Here is a 16,215-nt window from a genome sequence, read left to right on the forward strand (position 1 = left end):
CCGATCGGAGGAGAGCGAGACATGCTGACAGAACTCGATCAGACCAAGGCAGCGGACCCGGTGCAGGGGATCGGGGCCATCGACTGCGACGTGCACCCTAGAAGTCCCGAACAGGCGGATCTGCTGCCCTATATGGATGCCTACTGGCGCGACATGCTGCCCTATCGCGACATCGGCCGGATGGAGCTGACCTCCTACCCGTTCTCGACCCGGCCCTTTCGGTCCGAAGGGGCCCAGGGTGGGGTTGAAAGCCCGGCACGACTTGCCGCCGCGCACCTGGATCCGCTGGGCCTCTCGGCGGCCATCCTGAACGTGGTGAACGGGGTGCAGGCACTGTTCGATCCCTACATGCAGGCCGCCATGTGCCAGGCCACGAACCGGTGGTTGGCGGCCGAATGGCTGGACCGGGACCCGCGGCTGCGTGCCTCCCTGCTGGTGCCGTTTCGTCACGTGGATGAAGCAGTGGCAGAGATCCGGCGCTATGCGGGTGACGCACGCTTCGTGCAGGTCCTGGCGATCTGCATGGGTGACGGCCTGCTGGGGCAGCGGGACTACTGGCCGATCTGGCGGGCCGCATCCGATGCCGGCATGGCCCTGTCCATCCACCCGGGCAGCAGTTATCGCCATGCGCCCACCCAGTCGGGCTTCCTGTCCTACCTGGTGGAGGAGCAGGTGACCTGGACCCAGGGATTTGCCAGCCAAGCGGCAAGCCTTCTGTCCGAAGGGGTCCTGACGGAGTTTCCGGACATGAAGGTCGTGATGGCTGAAAGCGGTGTCTCGTGGCTCTTCGGTCTTTCCTGGCGCATGGCAAAGGACTGGCGCGGCAGCCGGGTGGAGGTGCCCTGGCTGAAGGAAAGCCCGGAGGTCGTGCTGGAACGGCAGTTGCGCTTCACCCTGCAGCCTTTCGATCTGCCGGATGATCCGGGGGACACGGCCGCCGTCATCGACTGCGTGGGCGGGGCGGAGATGCTGCTGTTTTCCTCTGACTTCCCGCATGACCAGGGGGCGTCCTCGACGCTCTGGCCGCGCGGGCTGTCGCCCGACCTCGCCCAGGCGATCTGCCGCGAGAACATCCTTGCCACCTATCCGAGACTGGAGGTCTGACATGTCTGTCACGGAACTGGAAAAGACGACGGAAGCCGATACGAAGCTCGGGATTGTCGATTGCGACATCCATCCGGCCCTGCATGACCGGTCAGAGATTGCGCCCTTCCTGCCGCTGCGCTGGCGGGAACACGTACGGGACTGGGGGATGCGGTCGGGCGGCCCGTTCGTCGGTGCGCTGCAGTATCCGCGGATGGGCCACGGCATGCGCCAGGACAGCTATCCGCCAGACGGGGGGCATCCGGCCTCGAACCTCGCCTTCATGAAGACCCAGCTTCTCGATGATCTGAATATCGAATTCGGTCTTCTGCATGCCCTGAACGTCGGCCCATCCCTGCAAAATCAGGAGCTGGGAGCTGCGGTCTGTGCGGCGTTCAACGACTGGCAGGTCGACAAGTGGCTTTCCAAGGAGCCGCGATTGAAGGGGGGCATCTCCATCCCGCAGGAAGATGCCGCCGCATCCCTGCGAGAGATCGAGGAGCGGGCGCGTGATCCGCGTTTCGTTCAGGTGGCCTTCGTGCCCCGCTCGATGGAGCCGGCAGGCCGCCGCCGCTACTGGCCGATCTACGAGATGGCCGAGGCATTGCAGCTCCCCATCGGCGTTCACTCCGCGGCAACGGGATGGCGGGCCAACAGTGGGGCCGGCTGGGGCAGCTATTACGTGGAAGAGCACTATGCCTTTGCCCATACCGCCCAGACCATGCTGGTTTCGATGATCTTCGAAGGGGTCTTCGAAAGGTTCCCAAAGTTGAAGCTGGTTCTGGTCGAAGGGGGCTTTGCCTGGCTGGCACCGCTGATGTGGCGCATGGATCGGGAGTGGGAGCGGATGCGGGACGAGGTACCCCATGTCACGCGCAGGCCGTCCGATTACGTGAAAAGCAATGTCTGGCTGACCACCCAGCCCGTGGAGGAGCCCCCGAATGTCCGCCACATGACACACCTGCTGGACTGGATTGGCTGGGACAAGCTGATGTTTTCCACCGACTACCCGCATTGGGACTTCGACCATCCCGATCGCGCCTTCCGCATCGGCATGAGCGAGGAGGCCCGGCGCGGCATCCTTCGTGACAATGCCGTCAATGTCTACCGGCTGACCTGAGGAGGTCCCATGACCGATCATATCATCTGTCGCGTCGAGGAAATCGACGAGGGCAAGGCGCGGCATGTCTCCATCGGAGGGCGCGACATCGCGATCTTCAACCTGGGAAACCGGTTTGCGGCCATCACCAACCGCTGCCCGCACGAAGGGGCAGAGCTGTGCCACGGCAAGATCGCGGCCTTCGTCAGCGCCGATGCGCCGGGCGCCTACCGGACTGAAGACGAGAAGATCATGGTCCGCTGTCCCTGGCACGGATGGGAGTTCGACCTGGCCAATGGCCGGTCCTACTGCGATCCGAACCGGGTGCGGGTAAAGACCTTCGACGTGAAGGTCGCGCCGGGGGAGACACTGGCGGAAGGACCCTACCGGGCAGAGATCTTCGAGGTCAGAACCGAGAACGATTATGTCGTCCTCACGCTCTGACAGGTTGGGGGCGGTGTTCCTTCCGGCGCTGCCCCTGACCGGCGGATGCCAGTGCGGCGCGGTTCGCTACCGGGTCACCGGCGTGCCACTGACGTTCTACATCTGCCACTGCTCGCGCTGCCAGAGGCAGTCGGGAAGTGCCTTCGGCGAAAGCCTGCAGCTGCAGCCGGAGGATCTGCAGATTGAGGGCACACTGGGACGACTGGCGGTGACAGGAGGATCCGGCCGGGCGGGAGAGATCACCTTTTGTCCGACCTGCGGCACCCGGATCACCCACCAGGTCGAAGGGCGCCCCGTCGTGGTCCTGAAACCCGGAACGCTGGACGCGCCCGGATGGCTTCGCCCCGTGGGAGAGATATTCACCGAGGCGCGTGCCGACTGGCTTCGACCGCTCGCAGGGGTTCCGCAATACCCCGATGCGCCGGACATGGCGCGGCTTCACGCGGATTGGGCTGAAATGCTGGTCACGCCCGAGGATGTGGGCCCCGAGGATGTGGGAGATGACGAATGAGCGGGATTGTCGTGGTGGGCGCCGGGCAGGCGGGCTGCGCCCTGGTGGCGCGCTTGCGCGCGGAAGGCTATGCCGGTGCCCTGACGTTCATCGGAGAGGAACCCTGGCCGCCATACCAGAGGCCGCCCCTGTCGAAAGCCTACCTGACGGGCGCCATGCCGCTGGCGCCGCTATTCCTTCGGCCGGACGACTTCTATGCCGTCCAGGATGTGACCCTGATCACTGGCCAACAGGTCGAGGCGATCGCGCCGGAAGAGGGGACAATCCGCGTTGATGGGGCGGACCTGCGCTATGATCAGCTCGTCCTGGCCACAGGTGCGCGGCCTAGGAAACTGCCCGCCGAAATCGGCGGTACGCTTGACGGTGTCTGCGTGATGCGCGGCATCGCGGATGCCGACCTGTTGCAGGCGCGCATGCGCCCCGGGGCGCGGCTTTTGGTGGTGGGAGGCGGCTTCATCGGGCTGGAAGGTGCCGCGGTGGCTGCCAAGCTTGGCCTGAAAGTGACCCTTGTCGAAGCCGCCCCGAGGATCCTGCAACGTGTCGCAGCCGCAGAAACAGCCGACTATTTCAAGCGCCTTCACGCGGCTCACGGTGTGGAGATCATCGAGGGGATCGGGCTTCGCAGGTTGTCTGGCAAGGGCAGGGTGGAACGTGCGGAGCTTTCGGATGGGCGCATGCTCGACGTGGATCTGGTGCTGCTCGGCATTGGCGTTGTGCCGGAAACCTCTCTGGCGGAAGCGGCCGGGCTGGCGCTGGACAACGGGGTCGCCGTGGATGCATTCGGCCGGACATCGAAACCGGGGATCTGGGCCGTGGGGGACTGCTGTTCCTTTCCCTCCCAGGGACGACGGATCCGACTGGAAAGCGTGCCGAATGCCATCGACCAGGCCGAGAACCTCGCCCTGAACCTGCTCGGGACAGAAACGCCCTATCGGCCATCCCCCTGGTTCTGGTCGGACCAGTTCGACGTGAAGTTGCAGATTGCGGGGCTGAACCAGGGCTACGAGCGGGTGATTGCGAGGCCCGGGGCGCGGGCGGGCAGCCGGTCCCACTGGTATTATCGGGACGACGCGTTGATCGCCTGCGATGCGATGAACGATCCCCGCGCTTTCATGACTGCGCGCAGGTGGCTGGCGGAGGGTGTCAGCCCTGATCCCGACGCCCTGATGCAGCCGGGAACGGACCTGAGGGGGCTGACCGCCGCCTGACCTGCAACGTGATAGGCAATGTGCCGGGCATCGACGATTTGGAAGGAGGACCGATGGTCAAGATCATATATATAGAGCACGAGGGTCGGCGCCATGCGCTGGACCTGGTAGAGGGGATGACCCTGATGGAGGGCGCGCGGGACAACGGGGTCGAGGGGGTCGTGGCAGAATGTGGCGGCGCCTGCGCCTGTTCGACCTGCCACGTCTACGTGGATCCGCAATGGATGGGGCGGCTGCCTGCGATGGAACCGATGGAGGAAGACATGCTGGATTTCGCACCGGGGGTCGATCCCGCGCGGTCCCGGCTGTCCTGCCAGATCAGGATCACGGCCGCCCTTGACGGGCTGTCGGTGACAATTCCAGAGGAACAGGCCTGACGCGGCGATCAGCAGGCAGGACTGGTAATTGATAGTTCGGGGGCGGTCCGACCGCCCCCGGCCTGGATGTCACCGCGCGTAGATATCGGCGAGCCAGGCGGCCATTTCCCGCAGGCGCAACTCGGCGTCGGCGCAATATTCCATGGCACGCAGGTAGCCGTGGATAAGCCCTTCGCCACGTTCGACCGTAACTTCGACCTCTGCCCGGGTCAGCGCATCGACATAGGCCAGCCCAGAATCGCGCAGCGGATCGTTGTGGGCAACTGCCACATAGGCCGGCGGCAGCCCGGCGTGACTTTCCGCTGCCAGCGGAGCGATGCGCGGATCGGTGTTGAGCTGCGTCTCATCCGGGCAGTAGAGCGCATTGGTCGCCGCCATGCCGGCGACCTTGAGCAGCGGCCCTTCGGCATTTTCGGCGTAGGACGGTCGGGTGCGGTCGAAATCGCAGGCCGGGTAGATCAGCAGCTGCGCGCAAAGCGGGATCCCCGCGTCCCGGCAGGCCAGGGCGACGGCCGCCGCCAGATTGCCGCCAGCGCTGTCGCCGCCGATGGCCAGGCGGGCAGGGTCGATCCCCAGGTCCGCGGCCTTTTCACTGGCCCAGCGTGCGACGGCCAGGACCTGCAGATAGCCTTCGGGGAAGGGGTGTTCAGGCGCCAGTGCGTAGTCGACCGAGATCACGGTCTGGCGATTCCAGTCCGCAATGCGGGCGGTAATGTCCCAGTGGGTTTCCGGGCTGCCCTGCATCCAGCCACCACCGTGCATGTAGATCAGCGCAGGTTGGGTACCGCCATCTGCATGGCGGAATACGCGCACGCGGACAGGTCCGCCATCGCTGTCGATCCAATGCTCTTCGTCCGTCTCGACGGATGCCGGTGTCGGCAACCTCATGTCCCTTGCGATGCTCTCGAAATGCAGACGGCGATCTGCCGGTGTTGCTCCTGCGGGCAGGGTTGCCCACTTGGCGTCCCATACTTCCAGGAACCGGAAAATATCCGGGTTGATCATGCGTGCCTCCTCCCTCTGACGTGGCATGTCACTTTCGGCGGACAGCCCGGGCTTCATCACGACGCCCAGAACCATGTCGCCAACCTGACGGCGCAGTTTTTGCTGGCCGCGCTCGGTGAAAAGTTCGTCTCCGAAGATGTGCGAAAAGGTCGCCCGGTTCGAGACGTTGAAGATCGACGCGGCAGAGATGTGCCAGTGGATTTCCAGAGCGGTCAGGCTGCGCCGGAAAAGGCCCGCTTCGACGCCGCGCCGATAGATGTCTTCCAGCAGTATGATGACGGAGCTGTTTTGCCCTGAAATCTTGTCGGACCGGGACATATGCTCGCCGCCATGGATGTTCTCGATCATGACGAGCCGGACGAAATCCGGTGCATGCCGGTGGTGCTCGAAGGTGAACTCCGCCAGCTGCCTGAGCGCGGCGACAGGGTTCAGGGAGGCCAGTTCCAGCTGGCCCTCCTCCTTCCGCATGCGTGCATAGGCATCTTCAAGAACGGCCCGGTAGAGGTTCTCCTTGTCGCCGAAATAGTAATAGATCATTCGCTTGGACGTGCGGGTCTTGGCCGCGATCTCGTCGATGCGGGCGCCCGAAAGGCCCTGGCGCGCGAAGACCTCCCTTGCGGACTGCAGGATGTTGTCACGGACCGCGTCTGGGTCCTGCTTCCAACCACCACGCTGCTGTTCACCCGTGCGGCCCGCCGGAACGGAATCGCCCATGTCTCTCCTCCCTCTCATGGTCCCGCATCAGTTCTAACCTCTTGCAGTGCAAGGCGGAATGACCGATGTGAGCCAGTGCTCAAACCAGCAATTTTAACCGGTGTGAACATCTCATTGACTTAATTAACCGAATATAACATTGTTTCGTCAAGATATCTGACGGCCAGGGGAGGAGAGCCGGTGATGTCGGAGGAACAATCCGCTCACGTCGAGCGGGAGGTTTTGCGGCCCTTGCGGATCGGTCTGCTGGGGCGTGGAATTTCCGGTTCGCGCACACCGAGAATGCACATGTGGGCTGCCCGCGCCCTTGGGCTGCCCTATGATTACCAGTTGATCGACGCAGAGGATCGCAAGCTCCCGCAGGGGGCGGCCGAGATTCTGGATCTGCTGGAGGAGGAGGGGTTCGACGGGCTCAACGTGACCTATCCCTACAAGCGTACCGTTGCCGAAGAGCTGGAGGAGCTCTCGGATGCGGCACGCGGGATCGGGGCGGTGAACACCGTCGTCATGCGGGGCGGTCGCCGGATCGGCGACAATACCGATCACTGGGGCTTTCTTGAAAGTCTGCGTCAGGGACTGCCGGACGCGCCGCTGGACCGCGTGCTGATGCTGGGCGCGGGCGGGGCGGGGCGTGCGGTATCCCAGGCCCTGCTCGACGCCGGTGTCGGGCAGTTGATGATCCGTGACACGCAGGAAGGATCGGCGGAGGAATTGGCCGGGCTGCTTTGCGCGCTTTACGGAAGCGGTCGGGCCATGGCGGTGTCCTCTGCGGAGGTGGCCGCGGTGGAGGCACGGGGCATCGTCAATTGCACCCCCATGGGCATGGCGAAACTGCCGGGCACATCAATCGACCCTGACGCGCTGCGGCCGGAGCACTGGGTTGCGGACATTGTCTATTTCCCGCTGGAGACGGAGCTGCTCTGCCGCGCGCGGGAAAGGGGCTGCGCTGTCCTGCCGGGATCGGGGATGGCGCTCTATCAGGCTGTCCGGGCCTTCGAGCTTTTCACAGGCAGAAAACCGGACATCGAGCGGATGCGGGAGGCATTCGACTCGTTCAGCTGAGGGCGCGACGCGCTCTCGATCACGCGGGGAAGAGGAGCCCCGATGCGGAACTTAGGGAGGAACGCATGAACAGACTGACCAGGACGACCCTGACGGCGATCACGCTCGTCACCGGGGTCTCTGCCGGAATGGCGATGGCCGATCCGGTGGAGATCATCTACTCCGATACCGTACAGGAAACGGACCGCCGGTCCGGCATCCTGAAGGAACACTTCGCCAACTGCCTTGGCGACGGTTTCGAGTTCAAACCCTACTTCGGGGCGACGCTCTTTAAGCAGGGGACCGAGCTGAACGCGATGCAGCGCGGCAACCTCGACATGGCAAACCTGGCGATCTTCGATTTCTACAACCAGGTGCCTCAGACCTCGATCCTGGGGACTGCCTACCTGTGGCGCGACTACGACCACATGCGCGCGACCTTTGACAGCGACGTCCTTGACGGGCTGATCGCGGACATGGAGGAGGCCACGGGCATCAAGGTCCTGGCCTGGCCCTACATCGGCACGCGCCATGTCAACATCCGGGGCGACAAGCATATCGAGACTCCAGAGGACATGGCGGGGATCAAGCTGCGGATGCCCGGCGGGGAAGGCTGGCAGTTCGTGGGCGAGGCGCTTGGCGCCAACCCGACGCCACTGGCCTTCACCGAGGTCTACACCGCGCTGCAGACCGGCGCGATCGACGGCCAGGACAATCCGCTGCCCGCCGACAAGCAAATGAAGTTCTACGAGGTGACCGATCAGATCGTCCTGACCGGGCACCTGATCGCGACCAACACCTTTGCCATGTCCGCGAACAAGTGGAGCAGCCTGGACGAAGGTCAGCAGGCAAAGGTGCAGGAATGCGCGCTGGAATTCCAGGGTGCGCTGGATGCGGACACCATCCGCCAGGAAGCCGAGCTGGTTTCCTTCATGGAGGGAGAGGGCCTGCAGGTCTACGAACCGAACAAGGAAGCCTTCCGGAGCCATGTCCTGGAGGTATTCAAGTCTTCGAAGTTCTCTGAAACCTGGCCCGAAGGCGTGCTGGACGCCATCAACGGCCTTTGATGCGCGCGTGAAAAGAAGGGATGCGGCCGCCGGGGGAGAGGCGGCCGCATCTGACAAACAGGGAGGAAATCATGAATTATTCCAACACGATCAAGCATCTGGCCACAGGGACTGCCCTTGCGCTGATGGCGGGCACCACCGTCATGGCGCAAGACAAGCCGTCGCTGATCTATTCCGATACCGTGGCTGCCGCGGACCCGCGCAGCGCCGTTCTGGACGAAGGGTTCGCCGGCTGCCTTGGCGAGGCCTTCGACTTCCAGCCGTATCACGGTGCGACCCTGGTGAAGCAGGGGACGGAACTGACCTCGATGCAACGTGGCAATCTGGACATGGCGAACCTCGCCGTCTTCGACTTCTACAACCAGGTCCCCGAAACCTCGATCCTGGGGACGGCCTACCTGTTCCGCGACGTCGATCATATGCGCGCCGTGTTCAAGAGCGACGTGCTGGACGATCTCGTCGCCACGATGGAAGAGAAGACCCACGTCAAGGTCCTGGCCTGGCCGTACATCGGGACGCGGCACGTCAACATCCGCGGCGACAAGCATATCGAGACACCGGCCGATCTGGCTGGCGTCAAGTTGCGCATGCCCGGCGGCGAGGGCTGGCAGTTCCTGGGCGAGGCCCTGGGAGCGAACCCCACGCCGCTGGCCTTCACCGAGGTCTACACCGCGCTGCAGACCGGCGCCATCGACGGGCAGGACAACCCGCTGCCCACCGACAAGTCGATGAAGTTCTACGAGGTGACGGATCAGATCGTGCTGACCGGCCACCGCATGTCGAACAATGTCTTCACCGTCTCGATGTCCAAGTGGGACAGCCTGACACCGGATCAGCAGGAGGTTCTGCAGACCTGCGCGTCCCAGTTCGAAGACGACATGGCCAACTACGTGCTGGAGCAGGAAGCCGCGCTGGTGTCCTTCTTCGAGGACGAGGGGCTGAAGGTCTATGCGCCTGACACCGAAGCGTTCCGGAACCACGTCCTGGACGTCTACAAGAGCTCCAAGTTCTCCGAGGACTGGCCCGAGGGCCTGCTCGAGAAGATCAACGAAATGTAATGGCTGCGGGTCCGGCGGGTCCTGCCTGCCGGACCTCGTGCAATTGGCTGGCCCCGATGGGGCCGGAGCCTGAAATGCAACGGGGGTTCAATGGACCGCTTGAAAACAATTGCAGGGTGGCTCGGCACGCGGGCCGAGAACCTGCTCGCCCTGATCCTGGGCGCTCTCTTCGTCAGTTTCCTGATCCAGATCGTCTTTCGCTATCTTCTGAACCTGCCGCTGGGGTGGACGGTCGAATTCGTTTCGATCGCCTGGCTCTGGGGGATCCTGTTCGGCTACGCCTTCGTTGTGCGCGAAGCGGATGTGATCCGGCTCGACATCATCTATGCCGCGCTGCCACGTTGGGCCCGTCGGGCTCTGGACGTCATCACCGGCACCATCTGCGCCGGGATCTTCCTTTGGACGCTGCCAAAGGTCTGGGGCTACATCGACTTCATGTCGATCGAGAAGACAGCCTACATGAAGATCCGGTTCGACTACGTCTTTGCGATCTACATTCCCTTTGCCCTCTCCGTCGTCATTCGCTGCGGCATCAGTATCTGGCGCGGCATTTCCGGGGTTGGGCCGGCGTTCGACACGCCCAAAACGGCGGATACCCACGACTATGATTGAACCCTTCACCATCGCGATCATCCTGATCGCCTTCCTGGCCTTCGGCGGGCTTTCCATGGGCCTGGCAATGATCTGCGGGTCCTCCGTTTACCTGATCCTGAAGGGGTTCGATCCCTCGATCGCGTCGGAAACGCTGCTTCAGGGGCTGTTCAACAGCTACACGCTGCTTGCCATTCCCCTGTTCATCCTTGCGGCGGATATCATGAACATCGGGTCCCTGGCGGACCGGCTGCTGCGCTTCAGCCAGGCGCTGGTTGGTCGGTTCAAGGGCGGCCTGGGACACGTGAATGTCGTGTCGTCTCTGATCTTCTCCGGCATGTCGGGATCGGCGGTGGCCGATGCGGTCGGCATGGGCAAGATCATCATCAACATGATGACCAAGGACGGCAAGTACACGGCCTCCTACGCGGCCGCGATCACCGCCGCCTCGGCCACGATCGGGCCGATCATTCCGCCGTCGATCCCCATGGTGCTCTATGCGCTGGTGTCGGATCAGTCGGTGGGCTTCCTCTTCGCTGCCGGCATGGCGCCGGGGCTGTTGATGGGGCTGGTCCTGATGGTCATGAACATGATCATCGCGCACCGGCGGGGGTTCTCCACGGACGAGGCGATCCCGCTGCGCGACATGCCCGGGGTCACCTTCCGGGCGATCCCTGCGCTTCTGCTGCCCGTCATCCTGCTCGGCGGTATCTATGGTGGGGTGATGACCCCGACGGAAGCCGCGGCCGTGGCCGCCTTTTACGCGCTTGCGATCTCGGTCATCCTGTACCGGTCTGTGACCGCGGGGCAGTTCTACCAGACCCTGCTGGCCTCGGCCCGATCGACGGCCACGGTCGGGATCCTGATCGCGGGGGCGCTGACCTTCCAGTACGTCGTCACCCGCGAAAACGTGCCGGATCAGCTGGCCGCCTTCCTTGCCCAGTACGAGCTGTCCAAGGTGGGCTTCCTTCTGGCGATCAACGTGCTGTTCCTGGTCCTTGGATGCATCCTCGAAAGCGGGGCGATCCTGCTGATCATCGTGCCGATCTTCATTCCGACGGCCCAGTCCCTGGGGATCGACCTGGTGCATTTCGGGGTCATCTGTGTCGTGAACGCGATGCTCGGCCTGATCACGCCACCCTACGGGCTGTTGCTGTTCATCGTGTCCTCGATCACCAAGCAACCCCTGGCCAGGATCGTCCGGGATCTGATGCCCTTCCTGCTTGCACTGGTGATCGCGCTCGGGATCATAACCTTCGTGCCCGACTTCGTCCTCTGGCTGCCTCGGCTGCTTGGCTACAAGGGGTGACGGCATGAGCTTGAAAAGAGATCCCGCAGGGACCGGCGCGGCAGCATCTGCCGCCGCGCCCCGGGTCGAACTTGTCCAGCGCGCTGAGGCGCAGCTGGGTGAGACACCTCTCTGGGATTCCCTGCGCGAGACCCTGTGGTGGATCGACATCGAACGGCCAACGCTTTGGCAGCTTGATCCGGCAAGTGGCTCGGCCGAGGCTCAGGCGCATCCGGGGACCTACCTTGGATGCATCGCGATGACACGTTCCGGTGGCCTTCTGGCCGCACGCGATCTGGAGCTGGTGTACCGGGGGCCGAACGACGAGACGTTCACGACCTTCGCGACGACCCCGGGGGAAACCATGCCCGCGACCCGGCTGAATGACGGTCGTGTCGACACCCGGGGGCAGTTGTGGATCGGGACGATGGACAACGGGCTGTCCGAACCGCTCGGAACGCTCTACCGGGTCACCCCGGACGGCGCGATGACGGCCATGCTCGAAGATGTTGTCGTGTCCAACGGGATCACATTCGATCCAGACGGGCGGTACATGTATTTCACCGACACGCGCCGCCACGTCACCTGGAAGCTGACCCTCGACCCGACAGGAGAGGAGATCGTCGGGCGAGAGGTGCTTGCCGACTACTCCGCCACGGGCGACAGGCCAGACGGCGCCTGTGTCGATGTCGATGGCTGCCTGTGGCAGGCCTTTTTCGCCGGTGGCAAAGTCGTCCGCTATGCCCCGGATGGTCGCATCGATCGGGAAATCGCGCTGCCTGTCAGCAATCCGACATGCCTGTGCTGGGGCGGGCGGGACCTGAAGACGCTCTTCGTCACTTCCGCCTCCAAGTTCCTCAGCCCGGAACAGCGTGCGGCAGAGCCCTTGGCAGGGTCTGTCTTCGCCATCGAGGGCGCAGGTCAGGGCCTGCCGGAAAACCTGTTTTCAATCTAGGTCATCAAAGGGGAGGAGACCCATGACTTACCTACGCAACCTGACGGCGGCGGCGATTGCCGTCGCGGCGCTCGCCGGAGCGGCACGTGCCGATGGGATCGAGCTGATCTTTTCCGATGTGAACCCGGCGGATGTGCCGCGCTCCAAGGCGATGACGGATATCTTCGCCAAGGAACTGGGCGATGACTTCAACTTCCAGCCCTATTTCGGCGCGACGCTGATGAAGCAGGGGACGGAGCTAACGGGTCTTCAGCGGGGCAATATCCAGATGGCCGGTCTGCCGCCGTCCGACCTCGCCCAGCAGGCACCGGAGTTCGACATCCTGGGCGCTGCCTATGTGGTGCGGGACCAGCCCCACCTCAAAGCTATTTTTGACAGCGAGGTTGGCGAACAGCTGAAACAGATCGCCCGCGACAAGCTGAAGGTCGAGATCTTGGGAACGTTCTACTACGGCACCCGGCACGTGAACCTGAAAGGCGACGCGGAAATCATGACGCCGGAGGACATGAAGGGGGTCAAGCTGCGGATGCCCGGCGGCGAAAGCTGGCAATTCCTCGGCAAGTCCCTTGGCGCAAACCCGGTTCCCATCCCCTACACCGAACTTTATACCGCCCTGCAGTCCGGTGTCGTCGACGGGCAGGACAATCCGCTGCCCAACGACAAGGCGATGAAGTTCTACGAAGTCACCGATCAGATCGTCCTGACCGGGCACAACGTCGGCTTCGGCATGCTGCTGGTGTCTTCGATGGTCTGGGACAAGCTCACGGATGAGCAGAAGTCGGTGATGCAGGCAGCTGCCGACAAGGCAACCGCCTGGTCGGATGAACAGTACCTGCAACAGGAAGCGGAACTCGTCGCTTTCTTCGAGGGCGAGGGGCTCAAGGTCTACGAACCGGACCTTGCGGCATTCCAGGCCTATGCGCAGGAACAGTACCTGAGCTCCTCCCTGTCTGCGTCCTGGCCCGATGGCATGCTGGAGGCGATCAACGGGCTCTGACCGCAGTCATCAGCGAAGGTTTCAGGGCAGGGGCCCGGCATCCGGACGGGGATGCCGGGCTTTTGTTTGTGCACTTTCGAGTTGTGCCGCCGCGTCTGTCGTTGACATTTCCCGCTGGCGGGGCCATTTGGACCCCATGGTCGAGCTGCTGCGTGAGCAAGCCGCGCCCCGTCGGGCGCATTGGCCATGATCTCCCCCGGTTCCCCATCACGCAGGGTTCTCGATGCGGTAGACTGGCCGAAAGGCGTCAGGCTGCACCGCTTCACCCTCGTGTCCCGCTTCAGGCGGGGCTCTTACCAGTCCCGTCCGGCCCGGTGCCGCGCGGGCGAAAGGAATTTACGTGTCCGATTTCGACACCCTTGGCCTTGCGCCGAAACTTATCGAACAACTCTCTGCCGCGGGTCTGACCGAACCGACCCCGATCCAAAAGCAGGCGATCCCGCTGGCCATGGAAGGGCGCGACGTGCTGGGCCTTGCGCAGACCGGCACCGGCAAGACCCTGGCCTTCGGCCTGCCGCTGATGCACCGGATCCTGGAACGTCCCGGGCGCCCTGCGCCGCGCAGCGTCAAGGCACTGGTCCTTGCGCCGACCCGGGAACTGGTCAACCAGATCGCGGAAAACCTCGCCGTCTTCGCCGACGGTACGAAGCTGAAGATCCGGACGGTCGTGGGTGGCCAGTCGGTGAACCGCCAGGTGAACATGCTGGAACGTGGCTGTGACATCCTGGTCGCGACCCCGGGCCGGCTGATCGACCTGATGGATCGCCGGGCCGTCGACCTGTCGAGCGCGGGTTACCTCGTGCTGGACGAAGCGGACCAGATGCTGGACCTCGGCTTCATCCACGCCCTGCGCAAGATTGCGCCCGCGCTTGGCACGCCGCGTCAGACCATGCTGTTCTCCGCCACGATGCCGAAGCAGATGGAGGAGCTTTCCCGCGCCTATCTGAACAACCCCGAGCGGGTTCAGGTGTCGCCTCCGGGCAAGGCTGCGGACAAGATCACTCAGTCGGTCCACTTCCTCGAAAAGCCGCAGAAGCCGGTCAAGCTGCGCCAGATCCTCGATCAGGATCCGGGGGCGCTGACCCTGGTGTTCGGGCGGACGAAGCATGGCGCGGAAAAGCTGATGAAGGGGCTGGTGGCCGATGGCTACAACGCCGCGTCCATCCACGGCAACAAGAGCCAGGGGCAGCGTGACCGTGCGATCAAGGCCTTCCGCGCCGGTGATATCAACATCCTGGTCGCGACCGACGTTGCGGCCCGTGGCATCGACATCCCGGGCGTGGCCCACGTGATCAACTACGATCTGCCGGAAGTGGCGGACAACTACGTTCACCGGATCGGCCGGACCGCCCGTGCCGGGCGCGAGGGGGAGGCCCATGCCTTCTGCGCACCGGAAGAAGCGGACCTGCTGCGCCAGATCCAGAAGCTGATGAAGATCGAAATCCCGGTCGCCAGCGGAACGCCGCATGCCGGCGCAACCCCGGGCGACAGCCGCAAGCCCGCGGGTGGCGGACGTAGCCGGGGCCGTGGTGGTCGCGGTCAGGGCGCACCCAAGCCTCAGGGTGCAAAGCCCCAGGGTGGCAAGCCCTCGGGCAACCGGCGCCGACGTCCCCGCCGCCAATCCAGCAACGCCTGAGCTTTCAGCTCGTCAGCCCGTCCCTATCACCTTGGGGCGGGCGCGCCACATGCAGGTTCAGCTGCCTCCCGGACCGTCGATCAACAGGTCGATGATGTCACGCGGCAGGGCCATGTCTGCCAGTGCCTGCCTGCAGCTCTCCGCGAATTCCGCTTCGGTGACACGGTAGGCATCGACCTCCAGAAAATCTGTGTCTCGCCGCAGGGCGAGGTAGAAGGTCCTTCCGCGAAACCCGGCGCTGATACGACGCGGCCTGTGGCCCTGGTCGCTCGCGATGCGGACCAGTGTCTCCAGGAATATCGGAGGCAGGAGGTCTTTCGCCGCTGCGGGGTCTTCCGAATAGACCTGGAAGGGAGCCGCGTCGCCCAGGCCGTAATCGACGGCCCTCAGGCCCGCCGCGCCCAGGAATGTCTCATGGATGCGCTGCAACAAGCCGGCAGAGCCCGCTTCGAATATCGTCCAGGGCATGTCGACCGGGGTCTCGATCTCCATCACCAGCCCCTTGAGGATGCGGGTGTCCTTCCTGTCATCCTTGCTGCCATGGGACTCGCGCTTGCGCAGGTTGACCTCTGCCATCCGGTAGCCGACCTCGCGCCAGCGACCCGCGCTCGCGTCCTCGATACGGATCCGGTTGAAGAAGGGCAGGATGCGAAGCTGGTGCAGCGCGTGCAGGTTGAGGTAGGAGGAATTCGGCTTCGCCACGAACTCCGCCACCTGCAGGTGGCGGGCCAGCACCGCGGCGACACGCTCCTTGACCCTTGCGTTGAAGCTTGCCCGTGCCTGCCGCACGACGATCGCGGCGACGATGCCGAAGGCTGCGAAGACAAAGATCGGGACGATCCAACGCTGGGTGTCATCGTCGAAGGGATCTGCCAGGCCAAGGCCCGCGGCCACGAGCAGGCCAAGCAGCAGGATCGCCCGCGCGATCAGCCGCGCCTTTGCGGCCTTCACGCGTACCTCCTCCCGGGTTTCCCGGAAAAGCGGAAGGATCTCCTGCGCGAAGAGAGCGGCGAAGCCGGTTTCATGCGGGTGGCGTTCTTCGAAGGCAGTCGCGGGCACCTGAATCTCTCCGTTTGCAGCCCCGCCGTGGCGGAGCGGTCAAGGGCGTCGATCCCGCTATAGTCCGGGCCCGCCCCGGGAG

General features: G+C 64.1%; 16 protein-coding genes. 14 read left to right on the top strand and 2 right to left on the bottom strand.

Annotated elements, in window-relative coordinates; translation table 11 throughout:
- Window positions 1-21: 21 nt before the first annotated feature.
- From AC2IR1_RS12350 to AC2IR1_RS12375, 6 genes are read left to right on the top strand one after another with little or no spacing between them, the layout of a single operon-like run.
- Window positions 22-1,104 carry an amidohydrolase family protein gene (locus AC2IR1_RS12350; protein ID WP_486472267.1) on the top strand — a complete coding sequence of 361 codons (1,083 nt, stop codon included), beginning with the start codon at window positions 22-24 and terminating at the stop codon, window positions 1,102-1,104.
- A 1-nt stretch (window position 1,105) separates the two neighbouring features.
- Window positions 1,106-2,203 carry an amidohydrolase family protein gene (locus tag AC2IR1_RS12355; RefSeq protein WP_486472268.1) on the top strand — a complete coding sequence of 366 codons (1,098 nt, stop codon included), beginning with the start codon at window positions 1,106-1,108 and terminating at the stop codon, window positions 2,201-2,203.
- A 9-nt stretch (window positions 2,204-2,212) separates the two neighbouring features.
- The gene (locus AC2IR1_RS12360; protein WP_486472269.1) at window positions 2,213-2,626 is read left to right on the top strand and encodes a Rieske (2Fe-2S) protein; all 414 of its coding nucleotides are present in this window, start codon (window positions 2,213-2,215) and stop codon (window positions 2,624-2,626) included.
- Entirely contained in the window at window positions 2,607-3,137 is a 531-nt protein-coding gene (locus tag AC2IR1_RS12365) for a GFA family protein (protein WP_486472270.1), read from the top strand. Before AC2IR1_RS12360 ends, AC2IR1_RS12365 begins: the two co-directional genes overlap by 20 nt.
- Window positions 3,134-4,345 (top strand): NAD(P)/FAD-dependent oxidoreductase, encoded by a 1,212-nt coding sequence (locus AC2IR1_RS12370; protein WP_486472271.1) that lies wholly within the window; start codon window positions 3,134-3,136, stop codon window positions 4,343-4,345. The genes AC2IR1_RS12365 and AC2IR1_RS12370 overlap by 4 nt, the downstream gene beginning before the upstream one ends.
- Before the next feature lie 53 nt (window positions 4,346-4,398).
- Window positions 4,399-4,722 (top strand): 2Fe-2S iron-sulfur cluster-binding protein, encoded by a 324-nt coding sequence (locus tag AC2IR1_RS12375; RefSeq protein ID WP_486472272.1) that lies wholly within the window; start codon window positions 4,399-4,401, stop codon window positions 4,720-4,722.
- Between the two features lie 69 nt (window positions 4,723-4,791).
- Here AC2IR1_RS12375 and AC2IR1_RS12380 read toward each other — a convergent pair whose 3' ends face one another.
- Window positions 4,792-6,441 carry an alpha/beta hydrolase fold domain-containing protein gene (locus AC2IR1_RS12380; RefSeq protein ID WP_486472273.1) on the bottom strand — a complete coding sequence of 550 codons (1,650 nt, stop codon included), beginning with the start codon at window positions 6,439-6,441 and terminating at the stop codon, window positions 4,792-4,794.
- A gap of 183 nt (window positions 6,442-6,624) precedes the next feature.
- Here AC2IR1_RS12380 and AC2IR1_RS12385 point away from each other — a divergent pair, with 183 nt between their 5' ends.
- From AC2IR1_RS12385 to AC2IR1_RS12420, 8 genes are all read left to right on the top strand, one after another.
- Window positions 6,625-7,503, top strand: a complete 879-nt coding sequence (locus tag AC2IR1_RS12385) for a shikimate dehydrogenase (RefSeq protein ID WP_486472274.1) — start codon at window positions 6,625-6,627, stop codon at window positions 7,501-7,503.
- A 65-nt stretch (window positions 7,504-7,568) separates the two neighbouring features.
- Window positions 7,569-8,549: a TRAP transporter substrate-binding protein DctP gene (gene dctP, locus AC2IR1_RS12390; RefSeq protein WP_486472275.1), complete on the top strand. Its 981-nt coding sequence runs from the start codon at window positions 7,569-7,571 to the stop codon at window positions 8,547-8,549.
- Between the two features lie 71 nt (window positions 8,550-8,620).
- Window positions 8,621-9,607 carry a TRAP transporter substrate-binding protein DctP gene (gene dctP, locus AC2IR1_RS12395; protein ID WP_486472276.1) on the top strand — a complete coding sequence of 329 codons (987 nt, stop codon included), beginning with the start codon at window positions 8,621-8,623 and terminating at the stop codon, window positions 9,605-9,607.
- Window positions 9,608-9,697: 90 nt separating this feature from the next.
- Window positions 9,698-10,219, top strand: coding sequence for a TRAP transporter small permease (locus AC2IR1_RS12400; RefSeq protein WP_486472277.1), 522 nt, complete (start codon window positions 9,698-9,700; stop codon window positions 10,217-10,219).
- The gene (locus tag AC2IR1_RS12405) at window positions 10,212-11,507 is read left to right on the top strand and encodes a TRAP transporter large permease (RefSeq protein ID WP_486472278.1); all 1,296 of its coding nucleotides are present in this window, start codon (window positions 10,212-10,214) and stop codon (window positions 11,505-11,507) included. Before AC2IR1_RS12400 ends, AC2IR1_RS12405 begins: the two co-directional genes overlap by 8 nt.
- Before the next feature lie 4 nt (window positions 11,508-11,511).
- On the top strand, window positions 11,512-12,441 hold the full coding sequence (locus AC2IR1_RS12410; RefSeq protein WP_486472279.1) for an SMP-30/gluconolactonase/LRE family protein: 930 nt from the start codon (window positions 11,512-11,514) through the stop codon (window positions 12,439-12,441).
- Between the two features lie 22 nt (window positions 12,442-12,463).
- On the top strand, window positions 12,464-13,438 hold the full coding sequence (locus tag AC2IR1_RS12415) for a sialic acid TRAP transporter substrate-binding protein SiaP (RefSeq protein ID WP_486472280.1): 975 nt from the start codon (window positions 12,464-12,466) through the stop codon (window positions 13,436-13,438).
- 340 nt (window positions 13,439-13,778) lie between these two features.
- Complete coding sequence (locus AC2IR1_RS12420) at window positions 13,779-15,074, top strand: DEAD/DEAH box helicase (RefSeq protein WP_486472281.1); 1,296 nt, start codon at window positions 13,779-13,781, stop codon at window positions 15,072-15,074.
- 57 nt (window positions 15,075-15,131) lie between these two features.
- Here AC2IR1_RS12420 and AC2IR1_RS12425 read toward each other — a convergent pair whose 3' ends face one another.
- Complete coding sequence (locus AC2IR1_RS12425; protein ID WP_486472282.1) at window positions 15,132-16,133, bottom strand: DUF3137 domain-containing protein; 1,002 nt, start codon at window positions 16,131-16,133, stop codon at window positions 15,132-15,134.
- Window positions 16,134-16,215 lie beyond the last annotated feature (82 nt).

The sequence above is a fragment of the Pseudooceanicola sp. NS-SX8 genome (assembly GCF_057380755.1).

Coding starts and splice junctions, on each gene's coding strand:
- AC2IR1_RS12350 (WP_486472267.1), top strand. CDS start 22: ATGCTGACAGAACTCGATCAGACCAAGGCAGCGGACCCGGTGCAGGGG.
- AC2IR1_RS12355 (WP_486472268.1), top strand. CDS start 1,106: ATGTCTGTCACGGAACTGGAAAAGACGACGGAAGCCGATACGAAGCTC.
- AC2IR1_RS12360 (WP_486472269.1), top strand. CDS start 2,213: ATGACCGATCATATCATCTGTCGCGTCGAGGAAATCGACGAGGGCAAG.
- AC2IR1_RS12365 (WP_486472270.1), top strand. CDS start 2,607: ATGTCGTCCTCACGCTCTGACAGGTTGGGGGCGGTGTTCCTTCCGGCG.
- AC2IR1_RS12370 (WP_486472271.1), top strand. CDS start 3,134: ATGAGCGGGATTGTCGTGGTGGGCGCCGGGCAGGCGGGCTGCGCCCTG.
- AC2IR1_RS12375 (WP_486472272.1), top strand. CDS start 4,399: ATGGTCAAGATCATATATATAGAGCACGAGGGTCGGCGCCATGCGCTG.
- AC2IR1_RS12380 (WP_486472273.1), bottom strand. CDS start 6,441: ATGGGCGATTCCGTTCCGGCGGGCCGCACGGGTGAACAGCAGCGTGGT.
- AC2IR1_RS12385 (WP_486472274.1), top strand. CDS start 6,625: ATGTCGGAGGAACAATCCGCTCACGTCGAGCGGGAGGTTTTGCGGCCC.
- dctP (WP_486472275.1), top strand. CDS start 7,569: ATGAACAGACTGACCAGGACGACCCTGACGGCGATCACGCTCGTCACC.
- dctP (WP_486472276.1), top strand. CDS start 8,621: ATGAATTATTCCAACACGATCAAGCATCTGGCCACAGGGACTGCCCTT.
- AC2IR1_RS12400 (WP_486472277.1), top strand. CDS start 9,698: ATGGACCGCTTGAAAACAATTGCAGGGTGGCTCGGCACGCGGGCCGAG.
- AC2IR1_RS12405 (WP_486472278.1), top strand. CDS start 10,212: ATGATTGAACCCTTCACCATCGCGATCATCCTGATCGCCTTCCTGGCC.
- AC2IR1_RS12410 (WP_486472279.1), top strand. CDS start 11,512: ATGAGCTTGAAAAGAGATCCCGCAGGGACCGGCGCGGCAGCATCTGCC.
- AC2IR1_RS12415 (WP_486472280.1), top strand. CDS start 12,464: ATGACTTACCTACGCAACCTGACGGCGGCGGCGATTGCCGTCGCGGCG.